16 protein-coding genes are annotated in these 21,162 nt (G+C 64.3%); 9 read left to right on the top strand and 7 right to left on the bottom strand.

The window, feature by feature from the left end; genetic code table 11:
- Positions 1 to 2: 2 nt before the first annotated feature.
- From AC0L3J_RS05820 to lptF, 3 genes are read right to left on the bottom strand one after another with little or no spacing between them, the layout of a single operon-like run.
- Positions 3 to 2,492, bottom strand: a complete 2,490-nt coding sequence (locus AC0L3J_RS05820; protein ID WP_473346350.1) for an LPS-assembly protein LptD — start codon at positions 2,490 to 2,492, stop codon at positions 3 to 5.
- Positions 2,492 to 3,589 carry an LPS export ABC transporter permease LptG gene (gene lptG / locus AC0L3J_RS05815; protein ID WP_027569681.1) on the bottom strand — a complete coding sequence of 366 codons (1,098 nt, stop codon included), beginning with the start codon at positions 3,587 to 3,589 and terminating at the stop codon, positions 2,492 to 2,494. Before lptG ends, AC0L3J_RS05820 begins: the two co-directional genes overlap by 1 nt.
- A complete protein-coding gene (lptF, locus tag AC0L3J_RS05810) occupies positions 3,586 to 4,755 on the bottom strand; it encodes an LPS export ABC transporter permease LptF (RefSeq protein WP_027569682.1) in 1,170 nt (389 codons plus the stop codon). Before lptF ends, lptG begins: the two co-directional genes overlap by 4 nt.
- Before the next feature lie 340 nt (positions 4,756 to 5,095).
- Here lptF and AC0L3J_RS05805 point away from each other — a divergent pair, with 340 nt between their 5' ends.
- The 3 genes from AC0L3J_RS05805 to AC0L3J_RS05795 all read left to right on the top strand — a co-directional run bounded on the left by AC0L3J_RS05805 (position 5,096) and on the right by AC0L3J_RS05795 (position 7,712).
- Positions 5,096 to 6,595, top strand: a complete 1,500-nt coding sequence (locus AC0L3J_RS05805) for a leucyl aminopeptidase (RefSeq protein WP_473346349.1) — start codon at positions 5,096 to 5,098, stop codon at positions 6,593 to 6,595.
- Positions 6,596 to 6,601: 6 nt separating this feature from the next.
- On the top strand, positions 6,602 to 7,054 hold the full coding sequence (locus AC0L3J_RS05800) for a DNA polymerase III subunit chi (protein WP_027517539.1): 453 nt from the start codon (positions 6,602 to 6,604) through the stop codon (positions 7,052 to 7,054).
- Positions 7,055 to 7,220: 166 nt separating this feature from the next.
- Complete coding sequence (locus AC0L3J_RS05795) at positions 7,221 to 7,712, top strand: hypothetical protein (protein ID WP_473346348.1); 492 nt, start codon at positions 7,221 to 7,223, stop codon at positions 7,710 to 7,712.
- A gap of 18 nt (positions 7,713 to 7,730) precedes the next feature.
- On the opposite strand, the gene AC0L3J_RS05790 is transcribed toward AC0L3J_RS05795, so the two are convergent.
- Positions 7,731 to 8,714 (bottom strand): hypothetical protein, encoded by a 984-nt coding sequence (locus AC0L3J_RS05790; RefSeq protein ID WP_473346346.1) that lies wholly within the window; start codon positions 8,712 to 8,714, stop codon positions 7,731 to 7,733.
- Between the two features lie 466 nt (positions 8,715 to 9,180).
- Between AC0L3J_RS05790 and AC0L3J_RS05785 the strand changes: the two genes are divergently transcribed.
- From AC0L3J_RS05785 to AC0L3J_RS05770, 4 genes are all read left to right on the top strand, one after another.
- Positions 9,181 to 12,027 (top strand): beta strand repeat-containing protein, encoded by a 2,847-nt coding sequence (locus AC0L3J_RS05785; RefSeq protein ID WP_473346345.1) that lies wholly within the window; start codon positions 9,181 to 9,183, stop codon positions 12,025 to 12,027.
- Positions 12,028 to 12,056: 29 nt separating this feature from the next.
- Positions 12,057 to 14,189: a type I secretion system permease/ATPase gene (locus AC0L3J_RS05780; RefSeq protein ID WP_473346344.1), complete on the top strand. Its 2,133-nt coding sequence runs from the start codon at positions 12,057 to 12,059 to the stop codon at positions 14,187 to 14,189.
- Positions 14,176 to 15,630 carry an HlyD family type I secretion periplasmic adaptor subunit gene (locus tag AC0L3J_RS05775; protein WP_473346343.1) on the top strand — a complete coding sequence of 485 codons (1,455 nt, stop codon included), beginning with the start codon at positions 14,176 to 14,178 and terminating at the stop codon, positions 15,628 to 15,630. Before AC0L3J_RS05780 ends, AC0L3J_RS05775 begins: the two co-directional genes overlap by 14 nt.
- A 166-nt stretch (positions 15,631 to 15,796) precedes the next feature.
- The gene (locus AC0L3J_RS05770) at positions 15,797 to 16,762 is read left to right on the top strand and encodes a tripartite tricarboxylate transporter substrate-binding protein (protein ID WP_473346342.1); all 966 of its coding nucleotides are present in this window, start codon (positions 15,797 to 15,799) and stop codon (positions 16,760 to 16,762) included.
- A gap of 160 nt (positions 16,763 to 16,922) precedes the next feature.
- Here the strand turns inward: AC0L3J_RS05770 and AC0L3J_RS05765 are convergent, their stop codons facing one another.
- From AC0L3J_RS05765 to AC0L3J_RS05755, 3 genes are all read right to left on the bottom strand, one after another.
- Entirely contained in the window at positions 16,923 to 18,785 is a 1,863-nt protein-coding gene (locus AC0L3J_RS05765) for an ABC-F family ATP-binding cassette domain-containing protein (RefSeq protein ID WP_473346341.1), read from the bottom strand.
- A 71-nt stretch (positions 18,786 to 18,856) separates the two neighbouring features.
- Positions 18,857 to 19,030, bottom strand: a complete 174-nt coding sequence (locus tag AC0L3J_RS05760) for a hypothetical protein (RefSeq protein WP_007609361.1) — start codon at positions 19,028 to 19,030, stop codon at positions 18,857 to 18,859.
- Between the two features lie 220 nt (positions 19,031 to 19,250).
- Complete coding sequence (locus AC0L3J_RS05755; RefSeq protein ID WP_247286380.1) at positions 19,251 to 19,502, bottom strand: sulfur globule protein precursor; 252 nt, start codon at positions 19,500 to 19,502, stop codon at positions 19,251 to 19,253.
- A 310-nt stretch (positions 19,503 to 19,812) separates the two neighbouring features.
- Here AC0L3J_RS05755 and ndk point away from each other — a divergent pair, with 310 nt between their 5' ends.
- On the top strand, positions 19,813 to 20,235 hold the full coding sequence (ndk, locus tag AC0L3J_RS05750) for a nucleoside-diphosphate kinase (protein WP_473346340.1): 423 nt from the start codon (positions 19,813 to 19,815) through the stop codon (positions 20,233 to 20,235).
- Positions 20,236 to 20,279: 44 nt separating this feature from the next.
- Complete coding sequence (locus tag AC0L3J_RS05745) at positions 20,280 to 21,140, top strand: TerC family protein (protein ID WP_473346339.1); 861 nt, start codon at positions 20,280 to 20,282, stop codon at positions 21,138 to 21,140.
- The last annotated feature ends 22 nt before the right edge of the window (positions 21,141 to 21,162 follow it).

Raw genomic sequence — 21,162 nt, 5'->3', positions numbered from 1 at the left:
AATCACTGGAGACCGCCGCCGGAACTGCTGGTCGTCGCTGTGTTCGCCAGCGTGCGCAGGCCGATCTGGAACATGATCGCGTGGTTCAGCACGGGCGGCGTCGCGCCTGCGGAATAGCTATACGCTGTTACATAGTTCAAGCCGAGCACAAAACAATCGTCGACGTAGCCGGCACCGAGTACATACTGGTTGATCTTGTTGGCCTCCAGGTCCCAGCGCGCCGAGCCCGTGACCACCCAATTGGCCGCGACCTTGATGGAGCCCGTCGTCAGGATGCCCTCTCGGCGGGTCAGATAGCCGAGTTCCGGCTGCGCCGCGTAATTGCCGTACAGCATGCTGACGGACCAGCGGTTGAAGTTGGCGCGGCCTTCCGCCTCGAAGCGCTGGACGTTCCAGGTCTGCTCGTCCATGCGCGAGCGAACGCTGAACGTATAGGTGCTGTTCGGCGAATAGGCGGCGCTCGCCACATAGTCGGAGCGCGGCCTTTGCAGACCGGAATCCACGCCCGTATTGATGGAGTCCTGGACCGCGAAGGAGTTCATGCCGAACAGCTGGTAGGACTGGCCGAACAGCGTCTTGATGGCGCCGCCCCTGTCGAACTGCATGGTGGACTGCACGCCGACATTGGCGCGGCCGCCGCCCTCGACACGGTCGTAACCGGAGAACTTGTCGACGCTGAACAGGTTCGAGGCGTCGAACACCATGCTCTGCGCGTCCTCGTTCGGGAGCTTGCCGGCATAGGTCTCGTTCGGCCGAATGATGATCTGCGCGATCGGCTCGATGGTGGTCGAGCCCCAGGGCTGAACGTTGATGAAGGGGTAGCGGTATTCGAGGCCAACGGTCGGCATCAGGCGGAACGCCTGGGTGTCGCCGACAGGAAGATAGTTCGACACGCCCGGCTGGTTGGAGACCGAGGAGTTGATCGCATCGGCGCGGAGAATGGCGAACGGCGTCCAGATTTCACCGAACGGATCGGTGAAGGATTTGCGCCATTGCGCTTCGGCCGTCAGGCGGGTGTAGGTGCCCGGGAAGCCGCGCATCAGGCACTGCGACGGCGTGCGCGCGAGCGGATCGGCCGATGCCGTCGTGCACAGGCTGTTGGTGTTGGCGAGCGTCGTGATCGGATCGAACACCGCGGTGTCACGCGACAGGTTCACGAAATTGGTCTTGTAGCTGAACTCGCCGCCGAAGACCGGATAGTTCAGCACGTTCGAATAGTCGATCACGGGGTAGACGACCGGCACCTGGCTCTGGTTGCCCGAGTAGCTCAGCCAGTACATCGTGCGCGCGTCGAAGAAGCTGCGATTGCCGACGCCGGTCAGGTAAAGCTGCGAGAGCGCATCCGTCGGCAGATACAGGAACGAGCCGAGCGGATCGCGATACTGCGACAACCGATAGTCCGAGAAGAAATAATAGTCGGACATCAGGACGCCGTCCCAACCCCAGACCCATTTGTCGTTCAGCGCGAACTGACCTTTGGTGTCGACGGCGCCGCGGAATTGCTTGTCGCCGGGCTGGCCGGCGAGCGCGCTCCGATCGAGCTGGTCGATGCCGTAGACGCGGATCTGATAGGCGCCGTCCATCAGGCGCTGGCGGAATTCGGCCTGGAACAGCACGCCCTGCTTGGATGTGATGCGCGGGCTGAAGGTCGCGTCCATGTCGGGCGCGATCGCCCAGTAGAACGGAACCTCGACGCCGTAGCCGAACGGCGTATTCGACGTGAAGCCCGGCATCAGGAAGCCGGTCTTGCGCTTCACGGTCGGGTCGGGCGTCGAGAAATAGGGCATATAGGCGATGGGCACGCCGAAGAATTCGAGCTGCGCCGTCTCGAAATACAGCATCTTCTCCTGCTGATCGTGGATGATGCGCGCACCCTTGACCTGCCATAGCGGCGGCTTCTTCGGATCGTCCTTGCACGGCGCGCAGGCCGTGTAGACGCCGTTCTCGAACACCGTGTAGTTGCCGCTGGAGCGATCGGAGCGGCTCGCCGCCATGCGGGTCTGGTCGGCGGTGTCGACGCGCAGCGAATCGACGAAACCGTCACGGTAATCGTCGGACAGGTCCAGGATCTCGGCATAGGTGATCTTGCCGTCGGCATCCGTCATGCGGATGTTGCCTTCGGCATGGAGCCGCTTGGTCTTCTGGTCGTAGATGACCTTGTCGGCCTCGACGCTGGTGCCGTTGTAGAACAGCTGGACGTTGCCGACCGCGGAGACGCGCGAATTGTTGTAGTCGTAGTCGACCTCGGTCGCCTGAACCAGCATCTGGTTGTCGTTGACGGCCTTCGGCGGCTTCGCACGCGGCGGCAGCGGATTGTAGGTGAAGCTCTGGGCGGAGGCCGGCGCCACGGCGGCAACGTCCATCAGGCCACCGAGCGATGCCACGGCGGCGACGGCAAACAGGAACCTGCGAATGGACAAGCCACACCCGTTCGCGCGCACCAATGTGCGCCGCGTCAAACGAGACACGGGCCCTCGGTGGACGGCCGTCACTATCCGTCCTCCTGATACAGCAAGGCCAAAAAGCCGGTGAGGCCGCCCACCACCACGGGCAACCACGCCGCAGCGATCGGATGCATCAACTCAGCCTTGCTCAAATCTTCAGTCACTTTCGACAGAACGTAGAGCAGAAAGCCTGCACCCACGCCACTCAAAACCATCTTCTGCACGCCGCCCATCCGGAAGAAGCGCAACGACACCGAGGCCGCGAGCATCACCATGGCCGCGAGCAAAAACGGCTGTGCCAGAAGCTTCTGATACTGGAGTCGGTATCCGGCTGTCGCGAAGCCCGAGCTTTCGGACGAGCGGATGTAGCTCGGTAGTTGCCAAAAGGACACAGTCTCGGGTGTGGAAAAGCTGTTGCGGACCTGCGCCTCGGTCAGCGTCGTCGGAATCTCCAGGCTGGCCTGATCGACCGGCGGCGAATCCAGCGAGAAGCGGCGGACGCCCTTGAACAGCCAACGGCCGGCCTCGAGCGTCGCCTCGCGCGCCTCGACCCGCTCCTTGAAGTGCTGCTCTGTGTCAAACCGGAACAGCGTGAGCCCAGTGAGCCGGACGCCCTGCTGCTCGCTGCGCGCCGCGTTGATGATGGTCTGGCCGTCATTGGTGACCTGATTGAGCCAGAAGCCGGAGGCGTCCTGAATGCCGCCGCCGGGCGCCGAGCCGAACAGCTCGGCTTCCATGCGCTTGGAGAGCTCGCGCAGATTGGCCGACATCGGATTGTAGGCGACGGTGGCGATCACGCCGATCAGCAGCGCGCTGCCGAGCGCCGGTGAGATGAATTGCCATGCGGAGACGCCGGCGGCGCGCGCGACCACGAGCTCGAGCCGGCGGGAGAGGGCGAGATAGCAGGTCATGGCGCCGATCAGCATGCAGAACGGCGTCAGCTTCTCCAGCAGCTGCGGCACGCGGAACAGCGAGGTCTCGGCCACCATGACCGCGGAGGCGGATGCGAGCCCCGAGGTCTTGCGCACCATCTCGATGTAATCGACCAGCACCAGCAACAGGAAAATGCTGGCGAACACGCCGAGCGCCGCGACCACGAAACGGCCGGCGAAATAGCGCCCGAGTGTGTTGGTAAGCATGCTCATGCGGTGGCCGGCCGTCGGAACAGCCGCGCGATGCGCGCGTTCGACCTGTTGATGGCCTCCATGAGGCGCGGCGGCGGCTCGACCACGAGGCCGCCAATGATGATCGCCAGCCCGAGGCCGATGGCACCGATGACCATCGCATATTGGACCAGCACCGCGCCCGGCGATTTCACCGCCATCACCGAGCAGGCAAAGCCGGCCATGCGCAGGCCGAACACGGCAAGAATCGATGAGCCGATCGAGAAATTGCGGCTCTGTCGCGTGGTGCGAGGCGCTCCCAGGAACGCGAAGGTCAGCACGGCGAAGGCGAAGGGATAGATCGGCGCCAGCAGGCTGTCATGCAGAGCCGAGCGGAACTGGCCGGGAATCTGCTTGTAGACGGGGTCGTCCTCGGACGGCGAGAGCAGCTCCCAGAGATAGCGCTCGCGGATGCCGAGGGTGACGTCGCGGCCCTGGCCCGAGAACTTCGACATGTCGAAGCCGTAGCGGCCGAACGCCACCAGCGCGGGATCGCGCTTGCCGGCCTCGAAGCGCTGGAGATTGCCGGTCTCCAGCACCAGGAACGATCCGTTGTCGTTCTTCACGACTTCGCCGTGCTCGGCGACGATCGAGACCCGCTCGTTCGGATCGCGGCGGTCGTCGATGAAGATGCCGGCGAGGATGCCGCCGGGCTGGCGCTCGCGAATCCGGATCGTCAGGTTCTTGTCGAGCTGGGCGAAGCGGCCGGGCTGCAGGATGTTGGTGAGCACGTCGGCGGTGATCTCGGCGTCCCACTGCTTGATCCGCCGCATGCCGTCGGGAGCGAGATAGGCCGCGATGAAGGCGACCAGCAGCGCCACCACGCAGGTGGCGTAGAAGAACGGATAGAACAACCGGAACGGCGAGAAGCCGGCGGCATTCATCACGATGATCTCGGAATCGGTCGCGAGCTTGTTCAGCGTATGCGAGATCGCAATCATCAGCGCGATCGGCGAGATGATCAGGACCAGCGCGGGCACGACGAGGCTGGTGATGCCGAGGAAGGTCAGGATGGTCTGACCCTGGCTCGTCATCAGGTCGATGCCGCGCAACGCCTGCGTAATCCAGATCACGCCCGTGAGGCTGACCAGGACCAGCGCAAACGACGCGAGCGTCGTGCGGAAGATATACCTATCGATTGACCCCATGCGCTACCGCACGAATCCCACCAAGTCCCCAATGCCGGCCGGAATTCCAGCTGTCCAACCAATCCCCGCAAGGGGATCCCCAAGGTCGGCCAACCATCTCATCCGCCGGCTTACTCTCTCAGTACCATCCCTTTGATCCGTCAACAAAATGGCTGCCCCGTGGCACCCTCAATATATGGTTAATATTTCCCTCGTTGTGGCCCCTCGGCCACGGGGGGTGCTTGGCATCTGCCGGGCCGGTGGCCCATAGTGCGGCACGCTCAGTGAATCGCCGTTCAGCTCCGGCCCGTGGCCGGGACCGCCGATCGGTAAAAAGCGCAATGTTTTTGAGGAGTTACTCATGTCCGATGCCATCAAGGTCGGCTTCGTTCCATTGTCTGCCGCCGTCCGTGGCATCATGGTCGTGTTCTGCGACGACGCTCTGAAGCTCGGCCCGGCGACCGCCAAGGCGCTCGGCGGCGCCACCGAACTCGTGAAGCGGGCGGCCGCCGCCGCCGCCTTCAAGGGCAAAAGCGGTGCTGCGCTCGACATCCTTGCACCCGAGGGCGTGAAGGCCACACGCCTGATCGTGATCGGCGCCGGCAAGGCAGCCGGCCTGAAGGCCAACGACTTCCTCAAATTCGGCGGCGTGGCGGCGAGCAAGCTTCCGGCCGGGGCGGCGGCCATGACCATCATGGCGGAACTGCCCAATGGCGCCATGACGAGCGAGCAGGCGGTCGCGATCGCCTCGGGCCTGCGGCTGCGCACCTACAAGTTCGACCGCTACAAGACCAAGAAGAAGGACGGCGAGGAGGGCGGCACGCGCGCCGACGTCTCGTTCGCGGTCGGCGATGTCGTCGCCGCGAAGAAGGCGTTTGCATCGGCCGCTGCGATCGTGGACGGCGTGGTCATTGCGCGCGACCTGGTCAACGAGCCGCCGAACGTACTTTTCCCCGAGGAGTTCGCGCGCCGCGCAGGCCTGCTCCGCAAGCTCGGAGTCAAGATCGAGGTGCTCGACGTCAAGGCGATGGACAAGCTCGGCATGGGCGCGCTGCTCGGCGTCGGCCAAGGCTCGGCGCGGCCGAGCCGCACCGTGATCATGCGTTGGGACGGCGGCAAGAAGGGGGAGGCGCCGGTTGCCTTCGTCGGCAAGGGCGTCTGCTTCGACACCGGCGGCATTTCGATCAAGCCGGCCGGCAGCATGGAGGACATGAAGGGCGACATGGGCGGCGCTGCCTGCGTCGTCGGCCTGATGCATGCGCTCGCGGCACGCAAGGCCAAGGTCAACGTCGTCGGAGCCATCGGCCTCGTCGAGAACATGCCGGACGGCAACGCGCAGCGCCCGGGCGACATCGTCACCTCGATGTCGGGACAGACCATCGAGATCATCAACACCGACGCGGAAGGCCGCCTGGTGCTTGCCGACGTGCTCTGGTACGTGGCCAAGAAAACCAAGCCGAAATTCATGGTGGATCTGGCGACGTTGACCGGCGCCATCGTGGTTGCGCTCGGCACCGAGCATGCCGGCATGTTCTCCAACAATGACGAGCTTGCCGAGCGGCTGCTGGCGGCCGGCATCGAGAGCGGCGAGAAGGTCTGGCGCCTGCCGCTTGGCCCCGAATACGACAAGCTGATCGATTCCCAGTTCGCGGACATGAAGAACACCGGCGGCCGCCATGGCGGCTCGATCACCGCGGCGCAGTTCCTCCAGCGCTTCGTGGACGGCACGCCCTGGGCGCATCTCGATATCGCCGGGACCGCCATGGGCGCGCCGAAGACCGACATCAACCACAGCTGGGGAAGCGGCTATGGCGTTCGCTTGCTCGACCGCCTGGTCGCCGACCATTACGAGCGCAAATGACCCGAGATGACTGAAGTCCTGTTCTACCATCTGCAAAACATGACGGTGGAGAACGTGTTGCCGCCGCTTCTCGAGAAATCGCTGGAGCGCGGCTGGCGCGTCGTGGTGCAATCGACTTCGCCGGAGCGCGCCGATACGCTCGACGCCCATTTGTGGACCTATCGCGACGATTCCTTCCTGCCGCACGCGACATGGCGGGTCAGCGACGCAGCCGATCAGCCGATCGTGCTGGCGGTCGAGGAGGACAATCCGAACGGTGCCAATGTCCGCTTCCTCGTCGACAACGCCGCGCTGCCGCAGGACGCACAGGGCTATGAGCGCATGGTGCTGCTGTTCGACGGCGACGATCCGGACGCGCTTGCGTTCGCCCGCAGCGCCTGGACGGATTGCAAGGCACGGGGATTTGATGTCACCTATTGGCAGGCTGACGAGCGGGGCCGGTGGCAGAAGCGGAATTAGCGGTCGCTCGCAATTAATGATAATTTGCACTTTTCGGGGGATGATGGCTTTTGTCACCTTCGTGCCGCAAAGTGGTGTTGGTACAATTGCTTAGGGCCGATCCTTCACTCGGGGAATTTAGTTTATCGTGCGACATCAAAAGCTTCCCAGCTCGCTCATAGTTGCGTTGGCGGCCGTAGCCCCGCTGGTCGCGGGCTGTTCGGGCGGGACCGATCTGTTGTCCAGGGATGCCCAGTGGTTCAACACGCCCAGCCGCCTGTTCATCAAAAGCATCTCGATCGAGTCGCCGCCGCTGACCCCCGACAAGCCGGTTGGGGCCGAGGATCTGGTCAGCGCTGACGGCGCTTGTGCCGGCATGGCGGCGCCGCCCGGGCCGGCCGATGCGAATGCGTCGACGACCGCGCCGGCTCCGATGGGCGGCACCGTCGCGCTCGGCCACACCGAATGCGACGTGGTGCGCGGCATTGGCGCGCCCTCGAGCGTCAACCTCTCCGGTGACGCTGCCGGCAGGCGCGTTGCGGTCGTGACGTGGACGACCGGTCCGCGCGCCGGCATCTACACCTTCACGGCCGGCCGCCTGTCCTCGATCGAGGGCACGCCGGAGGCGCCGGTCATGCCGAAGGCGACCAAGCCGAAGTCGAAGAAGAAGTCGGCGTAAGGCGAGCGTGCGGGACGGCTATGGCCGTCCCTTCATTGCGTCTTCGAACGACAGCATCTGACCACTGGGTCCCTGGAATGTGGTTCTCCGGGGCCAAATTGTCTCGATCTCACTGAGGACATCGCGAGCGAGCGGTTTCCAGTCCGTGTCTGGCTTCAGCGAGTAGATGCTGAGCGTCATGCCGTTGTCGGCACGAGGCGAATGCACGCGCACCAGCCAAGGCTCATCGTACACGTTGATGCTGATGCCGGCCTCGTTGCACAGGTCCAGTGTGCGCCATGTGCTGCGCCCGTTTCGAACCTGTTCGTCGCCGCGAATTGACAGCGCATGCGCGTGACCGAAATCAACGAATGTTTGCTCGAGTGTTCTCCAGTCTTCGGCAGGCACCTTCAAATTTGCATAAACCTGCGGTCCGACGGATGTGCGTCCGTCTCTGAACAGGTTGTGGCAGCTTCTGTCCTTTACGACGACCGGCAAGATGAAGACGCCACACGTCAGAAGCGCGGCCGCAGAAACGACACCCCACGATCGCCGGGCGGCCCCGTACCGCATGGCCGCCCAAAAAGCGACGCCGCCAACAAGGCCCGGAAAACCGGCCAGTCCTACCGCGCGAATGTAGTCGATCCAGAAGAACAGGGTTGGCACGCCATTGACGATCGTTGGCCTCCCGCCAGTCGAAGCATTCTGGGTACTGAGCACGGACATCAATGCCAGGAGACCGAATGGTAGTGCTGCGACGACGAAGCCTCCGAGAGCGCAGGCTGCAATCCCGACGTGGGATCGCGCACGGCGGACGAGAAGAAAGAGTGGAAGACCAAGCAGCACGGCGTGGACCATTGCGACCATGAACGTCGTCATCATCAAGTTCAGGACTTGCGTGACGACAAGGACGTTGATCGGCTCTTCGATCTGCACGCAAAATGGGACGACGAACGCAACGGTGGCCCCAAACGCCGCAAGCAGGGTTGCTGCCAACAGCTGCAAATACTGCTGAAGTCGCATGTCTAGCGGTTGCCCACAGGTTGTCGTGGTGGATCCCACAACTGACCAACCTAAAGCATGATGCGGAAAATTGCGAAGCGGTTTCCGGAGAGTTCGTGCGCAACCAACGGCCTGAAGGGGTGATGACGATTCAGGTTCTTATCGCGCATCAGCCGGCATCCGCGTTCCTCCGTAGGAGCGACGAATCTCTCCGGTGCCGAGGCGATCCGCAAGTCGTTTTGCCCGGCAGTTCGGTTGCATTCGTGCGCGTTCAACGACCGCGGCCTGTTTCAAGGAGACGCTGCATGCAAACAGGCAGCCCGAATGTGACAGTCTCACATCCGCGGCCGGCCCGACATCGGCTCGCGGCAAATCTGGAGGGAATCTCCAGAATAATCACGCGCGTCTCAAGGAACTCTTCAAGAAAGTCATGTTGGCGGCTGCTACGCCTCGAAAGGAGGGGCTAGATCGATCGAAGGATATTTGGATGTCCATTACCTCTGTGTTTTCCCCGGTTACGGGGCAACTCACCATTTTCGGCGACAGCGCGAATAACGGCCTCGTGATAAGTCGCGACAAGTCCGGCCGCATCCTGGTCAATAACGGGCACGTGAAAACGGTTGGTGGCGAACCCACGGTCGGCAACACCACCGCGATCGACATCTTCGGTCAGGGCGGTGACGACACGATCACCGTCGACGAATGCCACGGACCGATGCCGGCGGTGCACATCTTCGGCGGCGACGGCAATGACAGGATCACCGGCGGCTCGGGAGCCGATCTTCTGTTTGGTCAGGCTGGCAACGATTTGATCAAAGGGGGCGGCGGCAACGATCTGCTGTTCGGCGGAGCGGGTAACGACATGCTGGACGGCGGCAGCGGCGACAACCAGCTGTTCGGCGAGGCCGGCGACGACGTCATGATCTGGAATCCCGGCGGCGGCACCAACCTGTTCGAAGGTGGTGAGGGCAACGATACGGCTCAGGTCAACGGAAACAACGGTGCCGAGACGTTCACGATCACGGCGAACGGCACCCGCGTGCGGCTCGACGGGGCGGGCGCGGCGCCGTTCTCGCTCGATATCGGCACGACGGAAAATCTCGTCCTGCACGGGGGCGGTGGCGACGATGTCATCACCGCGGGCAACGGACTCGGCAGCCTAATCTCGCTGACGCTCGATGGCGGCGCCGGCAACGACAGGATCATCGGCGGCGACGGGAACGACCTCATCATCGGCGGCAGCGGCGACGACATCGTCAATGGCGGACGCGGCAATGACGTCGCCCAGCTCGGGAGTGGCGACGACACTTTCATCTGGAATCCCGGTGATGGCAGCGACACGGTCGAAGGCGGATCGGGCAGCGACAAGCTGCTTTTCAATGGCGCCAACATCAACGAGACCATCAACATCTCGGCCGATGGCGGCCGGGTGCGCTTCACCCGCGACGTCGCCAACATCACGATGGATCTCAACAGCGTCGAGCAGATCGAATTCGATGCGCGTGGCGGCGCCGACAACATCACCGTCGGCGACCTCACCGGGACCGGCGTCAAGCAGGTGCTGGTTGATCTCGGAGCCGTTCCGGGAGGGACGCAAGGCGACGGCGCAGCTGATACGGTGACCGTCAACGGCAGCAACGGCAATCAGCACATCGAGGTCACAGCCACGGGCACAACGGTGACGGTCACGGGGCTGCAAGAGGTCGTGACGATCGCAAATGCAGAGGCCGGCAACGACCGGCTGGTCGTGCAGGCGCTCGGCGGCAATGACGTGATCGATGCATCCACGCTCGGCTCGGCGATCGGGCTGACCATCGACGGCGGGGCGGGCAACGACACCATCACCGGCAGCCAGGGCGCGGACACCCTGATCGGCGGCGACGGCAACGACAAGGTCATCGGCGGCCGCGGCAATGACGTCGCGCTTCTCGGCGCAGGCGACGACATCTTCACGTGGAATCCCGGTGACGGCAGCGACACTGTCGAAGGCGGCACGGGAACCGATACGCTGTTGTTCAACGGCGCCAATGTGGCCGAGACCATGTCGATCTCGGCGAACGGAAGCCGTGCGCTACTCACCCGTGACGTCGGTGCTATCGTCATGGACCTCGCTGGCGTCGAGCACGTGCAGATCGCGGCAGCAGGCGGCGCCGACAACATCACCGTCAACGATCTGACCGGGACAGGAATCACGCAGGTTGCCATCGACCTCAGTGCCGGCCCCGGCAGCCAGAGCGGCGATGGCGCGGCGGACCGTGTGACCGTGAACGGCACGAATGGTGACGACAACATATCGGTCGTGACCTCCGGCGGATCGATCGTGGTCAACGGCCTCGCTGCGCAGGTGACGATTGCACACGCGGACGCCGGTGATGTGCTCGGCATCAACGGCGGACAAGGCAATGACGTCATCAATGCGTCTTCCATCAAGGCGGGACAGTCGTTCAGCCTCAACATCAACGGCGGCGACGGCAACGACACCATCACCGGCAGTGCCGGCAATGATATTGTGAACGGCGGACGCGGCAACGATTTCGCCAATCTCGGTGCCGGCGACGACACCTTCGTCTGGAATCCCGGCGACGGCAGCGATACCGTCGAAGGCGGCAAGGGCACCGACACGCTGGCATTCAACGGCGCCAATATCAGCGAGACCATCAACATCTCGGCCAATGGGGGCCGGGTGCTGTTCACGCGAGATGTCGCCGCCATTGCGATGGACCTGAACGGGGTCGAGCATGTCGACTTCAATGCTCTCGGCGGTGCCGACAACATTACCGTCGGTGACCTCTCCGGCACCGGCGTCAGCCAGGTCGACCTCGATCTCGGCGCCAACGACGGCGCCGCGGATACCGTGACCATCAACGCAACCGGCGGCAACGACGTCATCACGGTGACCGAGCACGACGGCATCATCACGGTGTCGGGGCTCGGCCAGGACATCAACATCACCGATGCCGGCGCCGGCGACAGGATCGTCATCAACGGCCTCGATGGCGATGACGTCATTACGGCTTCCGGCTTGCACGGCGGCATCCAGCTCGTCGCCAATGGCGGCAACGGCGACGACGTGCTGATCGGCAGCCCCGGCAACGACACGCTGGCAGGTGGTGCCGGTGATGACGTGCTGATCGGCGGCGGCGGCCTCGACATCCTGGACGGCGGCACCGGCAACAACGTCGTCATCCAGGGCGGAGCGTTCGCGGCCGCGATGCTGCTCAACCAGGCCATGGCGGCGAGCTTCGTCCCGGCAGGTGAGGGCAACGGCGAGATGCCGCTGCCCGATCCGCACGCGGCGCAGAGCCAGGTGCTCGCACCGCCCCAGCACGCCTGAAGCTGGCGGCTGCGGCCTGGAGAACGCTCATGACGACCAACGTGGTCTCCGCCGATACGGGGCTCGATGCGTTGCTGACGCTGCTGCATCTGCAAGGTGTTGCGGCCGATCGCGAGCAGCTCAGGCACCGGCTCGGCGCGGCAGGTTTCGGCGCAGCGGATATCGTCCGCTGCGCCAGGTCTCTCGGACTTAAAGCGCGAACCTACCGAACGCAGTGGAGCCGTCTGTCGGACACTCCGCTGCCTGCGATCGCAATGCTGCGGGACGGCGGCTTCATGGTCATCGCAAAGGCCTCCGCCGACAAGGTGCTGGTGCAGTCCCCGGAGGCGCAGCGCCCGGTGCTGATGGATCGCGACGAGCTGTGCGCGATATGGGACGGCGGCTTGATCCTGATGGTCCGGCGCGCCGGCCTGTCAGACCTCGGGCGGCACTTCGATATCACCTGGTTCATCGGCGCGATCGGCAAATACCGGCGGCTGCTGGGCGAGGTGCTGGCGGCTTCGTTCTTCCTCCAGCTTTTTGCGCTGGTCTCGCCGCTGTTCTTCCAGGTCGTGATCGACAAGGTTCTGGTGCACCGCTCGCTGTCCACGCTCGACGTCCTCGTCATCGGCCTCGTCGTCGTCTCCCTGTTCGACACCGTGCTCGGGATCCTGCGCAATTACCTGTTTGCGCACACGACCAACCGCATCGACGTCGAGCTCGGGGCCCGCCTGTTCCACCATCTGCTGGCGCTGCCGATGGCGTGGTTTCAGGCCAGGCGCGTCGGCGATTCCGTGGCGCGGGTCCGTGAGCTCGAGAACATCCGCAATTTCATCACCAGCTCGTCACTGACGCTTCTCATCGACCTGGTCTTCACCTCGGTGTTCCTCGCGGTGATGTTCGCCTATTCGGCGCAGATGAGCTTCATCGTGCTGGCGTCGTTCCCGTTCTACATCGCGATCTCGGCCGTGGCGACGCCGCTGTTTCGCCGCAGGCTGGACGAGAAATTCCGCCGTGGCGCCGAGAACCAGGCCTTCCTGGTCGAGAGCGTCAGCGGCATCGAAACGCTGAAGGCGATGGCGGTCGAGCCGCAGATGCAGCGCCGCTGGGAAGAGCAGCTCGCTGGTTATGTCTCGGCGAGCTTCGGTGTCACCAGCCTCGGCAACACGGCAAGCCAGCTGGTGCAGCTCGTCAGCAAGATCGTCACTGCCGGCATTCTCTATGTCGGAGCCAGGCTGGTGATCGGTGACGCACTGACCGTCGGCGAGCTCGTGGCCTTCAACATCTTCGCAGGGCGGGTGTCGGCCCCGGTACTGCGGCTCGCGCAGGTCTGGCAGGATTTTCATCAGGCGCGACTGTCGATCGCCCGGCTCGGCGACATCCTCAACAGCGCAGCGGAGCCGGCGTACTCCGCCGCCCGCGCGGGGCTGCCGCCGATCCGGGGCAACATCCGCTTCGAGCACGTGTCTTTCCGCTACCGGCCCGATGGGCCGGAGATCCTGCACGATGTCTCATTCGATATTCCAGCCGGACAAACCGTCGGCATCGTCGGATCGTCCGGTTCGGGCAAAAGCACCTTCGCCAAGCTGGTGCAGCGGCTCTACGTTCCGCAAGGCGGCCGCGTGCTGGTCGACGGAATGGATCTGATGACGACCGACCCGGCCGGGCTCCGTCGGCAGATCGGAATCGTGCTCCAGGACAACATGCTGTTCAACCGGTCCGTGCGCGACAACATCGCGCTGGCCGATCCGAGCCTGCCGATGGATCGCATCATCGACGCGGCCAAGCTGGCGGGCGCGCATGATTTCATTCTGGAGCTCCCCGAGGGCTACGATACGATGGTCGGCGAGCGCGGCTCGACGCTCTCGGGCGGGCAGCGCCAGCGCATTGCGATCGCCCGCGCGCTGGTCGGCAATCCCCGGATCCTGATCTTCGACGAAGCCACCAGCGCGCTCGACTATGAGAGCGAGCGGATCATCCATGACAACATGAAGGAGATCGCGAAAGGCCGCACCGTCCTGATCATCGCGCACCGTCTGTCCACCGTCCGCGGCGCCGATCGCATCTTCACCCTGGAACGCGGCCGTCTGGTCGAGGACGGCACGCATGACGCGCTGATCAACACCGGCGGCCGCTACGCCGCCCTGCATCGTCTCCAGGGAGGCATTTATGAGGTCGGCTAGCACTGTGCCGGCCGCTCGTCCCGAGCAGACCGTGATCCCGTTCCGGAATGGAAAGGACCGACGCGCCGAGGAAGTCGCCTTCCTGCCGGCGGCGCTGGAAATCACGGAAACACCGCCGTCGCCGATCGGCCGCGCCATCGCCCTGACCCTGATGCTGCTTGTCTGCGCGGCGCTGGCCTGGTCGGCCTGGGGCACGATCGACATCGTGGCGTCCGCAACCGGCAAGGTCGTGTCGAGCGGGCGAAGCAAGGTGGTCCAGCCGTTCGAGACCGGCGTTGTGCGTGCCATTCACGTGCAGGACGGGCAATCGGTCAAATCGGGCGACCTGCTGATCGAGCTTGATCCGACCGTGAACGCCGCAGAGCGCGATCGTCTGCACGACGATCTGATGGCCGAGCGGCTCAACGTCGCGCGCCTCCGCGCCGCATTGGCGGGCGGCGAAGAGGTGTCCGCCGATCTCGTCGTACCAGAGGACGCCGATCCCATGCTGGTCGCGACGCAACGGCAGCTCCTCGCCAATCAGGTCAGCGAGAACAGGGCCAAGCTCGCGGCGCTGGCGCGTCAGGAAGCGCAGAAGGAGGCCGAACATCAGACAATTGCGGCGACGATTCACAAGCTTGATGCATTGCTGCCGGTCACCCAGCAGCGTGTCGAGATTCGCAAGACGCTGATGGAGAAGGAGATCGGCTCGAAGCTGACCTACTATGAGACCCTCCAGCTCCAGATCGAGCAACAGGAGGAGCTTCGCGTCCAGAGCAGCCGATTGAAGGAGGCCGAGGCGGCCGTCGCCGCGATCCGGGAGACCCGCATCCAGGCCTTGGCCGAGTACAGGAAAAGTCTCTCCGACGAGCTTGCCAAGAGCGAACAGAAAGCCAATGGGGTCGCGCGCGATCTGATCAAGGCGCAGCAGAGGACGAGGCTTCAGCAACTGACGTCGCCGGTCGACGGCGTCGTGCAGCAGCTCGCGGTCCACACTGTGGGCGGCGTGGTCACGCCCGCACAGTCGCTGCTGGTGATCGTGCCGACCGATACGCGGCTCGAGATCGAGGCGATGATTTCCAACCGCGATATCGGATTTGTCGAGGCCGGGCAGGGCGCCGCCATCAAGATCGATACTTTCAATTTTACCCGCTACGGCCTTCTCGCAGGCCGGGTCCTGAGCGTCTCGCAGGACGCCATCATCCGCGACCGGCCCCAGGAGCGCGGGAGCGACCGCGCGCCCGCGACGCAACGCGACAGCAGCGAGCCCAGCGGGCAGGAGTTGAGCTACAGCGCCCGCATCTCGCTCGATCGCAGCCAGATGCAGGTGGACGACCGCCTCGTCAATCTGTCCCCGGGGATGGCGGTGACCGTCGAGATCAGGACCGGCTCGCGCAGCATCCTGAGCTATCTCCTGTCGCCGCTGCAGCGCTACCGGCACGAGATCATGCGGGAGCGTTAGTTCCCGCATGCTGCCGACGACGCTTCGCGAGGCGCGCTGAGGACCGATCAGGCTTTTCGGCAGCTACACCATGCCGCGGATGCTCCACCCCTGATGAAGTCGTTTTCGTGTGGCCGCGCAGCCCGGAATGCGTACATAGGAGCAAGCAAAAAAATTGGAGGAAAGCATGCGGCTCATTGCTCTCGTATCGGCTCTGGTCCTGCCGTTTGGCGCGGCGCTCGCCGAGGACTATCCGGTCAGGCCCGTCACCATGTTGGTGCCGTTCGCCGCCGGCGGACCTACGGACACCATTGCTCGCCTGACGGCGGCAGGCATGGCGAAATCGCTTGGCCAACAGGTCGTCGTCGAGAACGCGCCCGGCGCCGGTGGTACCATCGCCACGACCCGCGCCTCGCGAGCCCAGCCCGACGGATACACGCTGCTGATCCATCATGTCGGCCTCTCGACCGCCGCCACACTTTACCGCAACCTCAGCTATGACACGAAGACGGCCTTTGCGCCGATCGGGCTTGTGACCAATGCGCCGATGACGATCATCGCGCGTCCGGATTTTCCGGCCGACACGCTGAAGGAATTGGTCGCCTACGCCCAACAGCAGGGCGACAAATTGACCTATGCCAATGCCGGACTCGGAGCGGCGTCGCACCTCTGCGGCATGCTGTTCATGACGGCGATCCAGAAGCAGCTCACCGCAGTGCCCTACAAGGGCAACGGCCCCATCATGAACGATCTTCTCGGCAGGCAGATCGATCTCACCTGCGACCAGGCGACGAATACCACCGGCCCGATCATGTCGAAGCAGGTCAAGGCCTATGCGATCACCACCAGGGAGCGGCTGAAGAGCCTGCCCGATCTGCCGACGGCCGACGAGGCCGGCCTCAAAGGGTTCGAGCTTGGTGTCTGGCACGGCATCTATGCCCCCAAGGGCACACCGCCGGCGGTCGTTCAGAAGCTGACCGCGGCGCTCCAGTCCGCCCTTAGGGACTCCACGCTGATCGCCCGGTTCAACGACATCAACACGGAGCCGGTCCCGCAGGAGAAGGCGACGCCGGAGGCGCTGGCCGCGATGCTCGCGAGCGAAGTCGACCGCTGGGCTCCGATGATCAAGGCAGCCGGCCAATTCGCGGACTGAGCCATTTCTGCTCAATTCGTGCCGACATCGCTGCGTGAGCGGGCCGAGTCAATACGGTAAAGAGCAGTCCATTCAACAGCTAATCACCGGGTAGCAAAATACCGGTACTGTGCATGGGGTTGTTTTTGCGATTTTTGATGTCGGTCCGGTCGTGGAGGCTTCAGCCCGCCGCCTCGTCGAACTGCGTGCTCGCCTCGAGCCACTGCTCCTCCGCACGCGCCAGCGCATCGGCCGCATTGGCGCGTGCTTTCGACAGTTGCGCGGCCTGCTTGGGGTCGCGGGTGAAGATGTCGGGCAGGGCCAGCGCAGTGTCGATCTTGCTGATGATCGCGCTGACGCGGGCGATCTCGGTTTCGGCTTCCGCGATACGTTTTTTCAGCGAGCCGCGATTGTCCGATCTCGGACGCTGCGGCTTCTCGCTCGGCGCGCTGCGCTCGCGCGGGGCGGGCTCGCCATTGCGCGCGGACAGCACCAGGCGGCGATATTCGTCGAGGTCACCGTCGTAATTGGTCACGGTGCGGTCGGCGACGATCCAGAGTTGATCGGCGCAGGACTCGATCAGATAGCGGTCATGCGAAACCATGATGACGGCACCGGGGAATTCGTTGATGGCTTCCGCGAGCGCGGCGCGGCTGTCGATGTCGAGATGGTTGGTCGGCTCGTCCAGGATGATCATGTTGGGGCCGAAGAAAGTCGCCAGTCCCAGCAGGAGCCGCGCCTTCTCGCCGCCCGACAATTTTCCGACCTTGGTGTCGGCCGCTTTGCCGGAGAATCCGATGGCGCCGGCGCGTGCGCGCACCTTGGCCTCAGGCGCTTCACCCATCAGCTTGCGGACGTGGTCGTAGGTCGAGGCATCCTCGTTCAATTCGTCGAGCTGGTGCTGCGCGAAATAGGCGATCGACAGCTTGTCCGCGCGGGTCACCTTGCCCGAGAACGGCGCGAGGCGGCCGGCGAGCAGTTTCACAAGGGTCGACTTGCCGTTGCCATTGGAGCCGAGCAGCGCAATGCGGTCGTCATTGTCGACGCGCAAGGTGACGCGGTTCAGCACGGGCGTATTCGGATCGTAGCCGACCACGACGTTGTCGGCGGCGATGATCGGCGGCGACAGGATTTTCTCCGGCGCGGGAAAGCTGATCTCGCGTACGTCCTGGGTGACCAGCGCCGTGATCGGCTTCAGCCGCTCCAGCATTTTCACACGGGACTGCGCCTGGCGGGCTTTCGAGGCCTTGGCTTTGAAGCGATCGACGAAGGCCTGCAGGCGCGCGCGTTCGGCTTCCTGGCGCTTGACCGCTTTGGCGTCGAGCATCTCGCGCATGGCGCGCTGCTCCTCGAAGGAGGAGTAGGTGCCTTTGTAAAGCGTGAGCTTGCTGCGATCCAGATGCAGGATCTGGTCGACCGAGCTTTCAAGAAGGTCGCGGTCATGGCTGATCACGATCACGGTGCGCGGATAATGCGCGAGGTGATCCTCCAGCCACAGCGTGCCTTCGAGGTCGAGATAGTTGGTAGGCTCGTCGAGCAGCAACAAGTCGGGCGCCGCAAACAGCGTTGCGGCAAGCGCGACGCGCATGCGCCAGCCGCCGGAGAATTCGGCGCAGGGGCGGAGCTGGTCGGTGGCCGAGAAGCCCAGGCCGGAAAGGATGGCGGCGGCGCGGCTCGGTGCCGAATGCGCGTCGATGTCGACCAGCCGGGTCTGGATCTCGGCGATCCGGTGCGGGTCGGTCGCGCTCTCGGCCTCGGTGAGCAGCGCGTCGCGTTCGAGGTCGGCCTCGAGCACGACCGAAATCAGGCTCTCGGGGCCGTTCGGCGCTTCCTGCGCGAGGCTGCCGACGCGCCAGCGAGGCGGCAGGCTCACCGTGCCGTGCTCGGCCGCGAGCTCGCCGCGGATTACCTTGAACAGGGTCGATTTGCCGGTGCCGTTGCGACCGACCATGCCGACGCGGGATCCGGGCGTGATCTGCACGGAACTCTGGTCAATCAGAAGGCGTCCGGCGAGGCGGATGGAGAGGTCGGTGATGGCAAGCATGCGGCCTTGTCACCGCACCCGCGATCAAACGCAACCCGTTTTTCCGTGTCTGCAGGCCGGTGCGTGTCAACTCAGTGCGAATCGCGCTCGCGCTGCTTCAGCTCATTGAGGAGTTGCTCGAGGTGCGTCGGCAGCCTGGCTTCGGGCCGCAGGCTCTGCTGGAGCCGTTCGCCCACCGCATCGCGGATCGAGCGGCTGGTGCGCCGGTCGATTTGCTCGCTGTCGTCGGCGAAAAGGCTAACCATCGCGGGGTTCCGTGTTTCTCAAAGAAGCAACACGGTACCAAGTCCTTGGCCCCCAAATGGTTTCGCCACTCGCGGCGATTGCGCGGCATTCTAGCAAAAATTGTGTGAAGCCGCGCAACACCCCCTCTGAACACAAAGCCCCGGCGCTGGGGGACGCCGGGGCTTCGCTTGGAAGGTACCTTGGGGGGCTCAGGTACCCTTTGGAAAGGTGCTGTCGGGCTCAGTAGCAGCGGTTGATCATCCGCCAGCGGGGTCCCCAGGGGGTCGGGACCAGCCGGCGCACATAGCAGCCGCCATAGCCGTAGGAGACGGGGCCGCCGGCATAGAAGCGCGGTCCACCCCAGCCGTGATGCCAGCCACCGCCGCCGCCATGACCCCAGCCGCCATGCCAATGAGCGGACGCGGAGGTCGGCGCCAGCGCGGCACCAAGCGCGACTGCGGCAACGGCGGCGAGCGAAAGTTTCCTCAACATGGTGATCTCCTCAAAACTGCCGGCGCGGGGCTATCGCGTCGATGGAAAGGCCGCCGAAACGGTCCGCCTCGGGCAGAGGCTTTGGTTTCGATGGACCTGAGGTTATCCGAGCGAGGCTGAACCAAACCCTGACGAGGCCTTCAGATTGGGTTCATTTGGGTGAAATCGTCGTAATCCATCTTGGAATTCGGGCGCCTGGCCTGCGGCGAAGCGCCCGCGAGTCGGTTTTGGCGGTCGCTTGCCGTATGGCGAAGGCGCCGATATAAGCCCGGCAACTCCGAACCACCGTTTTCTCTTCAAGGACAAGATCATGGCCATCGAACGCACCTTCTCGATCATCAAGCCCGACGCCACGGCGCGTAACCTCACCGGTGCGGTTAACGCCGTGATCGAGAAGGCGGGCCTGCGTATCGTCGCGCAGAAGCGCATCCGCATGACCAAGGAACAGGCCGAGACCTTCTATGCGGTCCACAAGGCGCGCCCCTTCTTCGGTGAGCTCGTGGACTTCATGACCTCGGGCCCCGTGGTGGTCCAGGTGCTGGAAGGCGAGGGTGCCGTCGCCAAGTATCGCGACGTGATGGGGGCGACCGATCCGTCCAAGGCGGCTGACGGCACCATCCGCAAGCTCTACGCAAAGTCGATCGGCGAGAATTCCGCGCACGGTTCGGATGCGCCGGAGACCGCCGCGATCGAGATCGCGCAGTTCTTCTCGGGCAACGAGATCGTCGGCTGATCCGTCGGCCGATAAGATAACGAGACGCGGCGAAAGGACGTAGTGTGAACTGGCTCTGGCAGATCTTCGATCCCGCTACGATCGGGGCATTCTTCACCCAGTTCCGCGTTGAGATGGCCGAACCGACCTTCTGGGTCGCGGTCGGCAAGATCATCTGGATCAACATCCTCTTGTCCGGCGACAATGCGCTGGTGATCGCGCTCGCCTGCCGCGGCCTCAAGCCGCGGCATCGGCTGTGGGGCATGATCCTGGGCGCTGGTGCGGCGGTGCTGCTGCGGATCATCTTCACGGGCATCGTGGCGAGCCTGATGGAGCTGCCGTACCTCAAGCTGGTCGGCGGTCTTGCGCTGATCGTGATTGCGGCAAAGCTGCTGGTGCCGGAACAGGAGGACGAGGACGGCGTCGAGTCGGCTTCGCATCTGTGGCAGGCCGTGCAGATCGTCGTCGTCGCCGACATCGTCATGAGCCTGGACAACGTCATTGCGGTGGCCGCGGCCGCCAATGGCAGCGCGCCCTTGCTGGTGCTCGGCCTTGCCATCAGCGTGCCCTTGATCGTCGCCGGTGCGGCGCTGATCATGGCGCTGCTCGCAAAGCTCCCGGTGCTGGTGTGGGCCGGCGCGGCGCTGCTCGGCTGGATCGCGGGCGAGGTGATCGCGACCGATCCCGGCATCGCGCCGAGGCTGCACACGCTGTTCGACGGTCCGTTCGGCGCCTCGCTGGACAACCTGCTCGGCGCCTTGCGCATCCCGCCGCAATTCGCCCATGGCGGCGGAGGCGGCGAATATCTCTGCGCAGCTCTCGGCGTCGTCGTCGTGCTGGTCGTCGGCTGCATCTGGCGCCGACGCAGCATGAGCGCAGCCGCGCTGGAATCATCCGAGCGCCACGCCAAGGCCTCGGCGGAGTAGATCTATCTTTTGAGCATGATCT

Source organism: Bradyrhizobium sp. Kon37, from assembly GCF_055807535.1.
The sequence above is the reverse complement of the archived record's forward strand: the minus strand, read 5'-3'. Positions and strand labels throughout refer to the sequence as shown.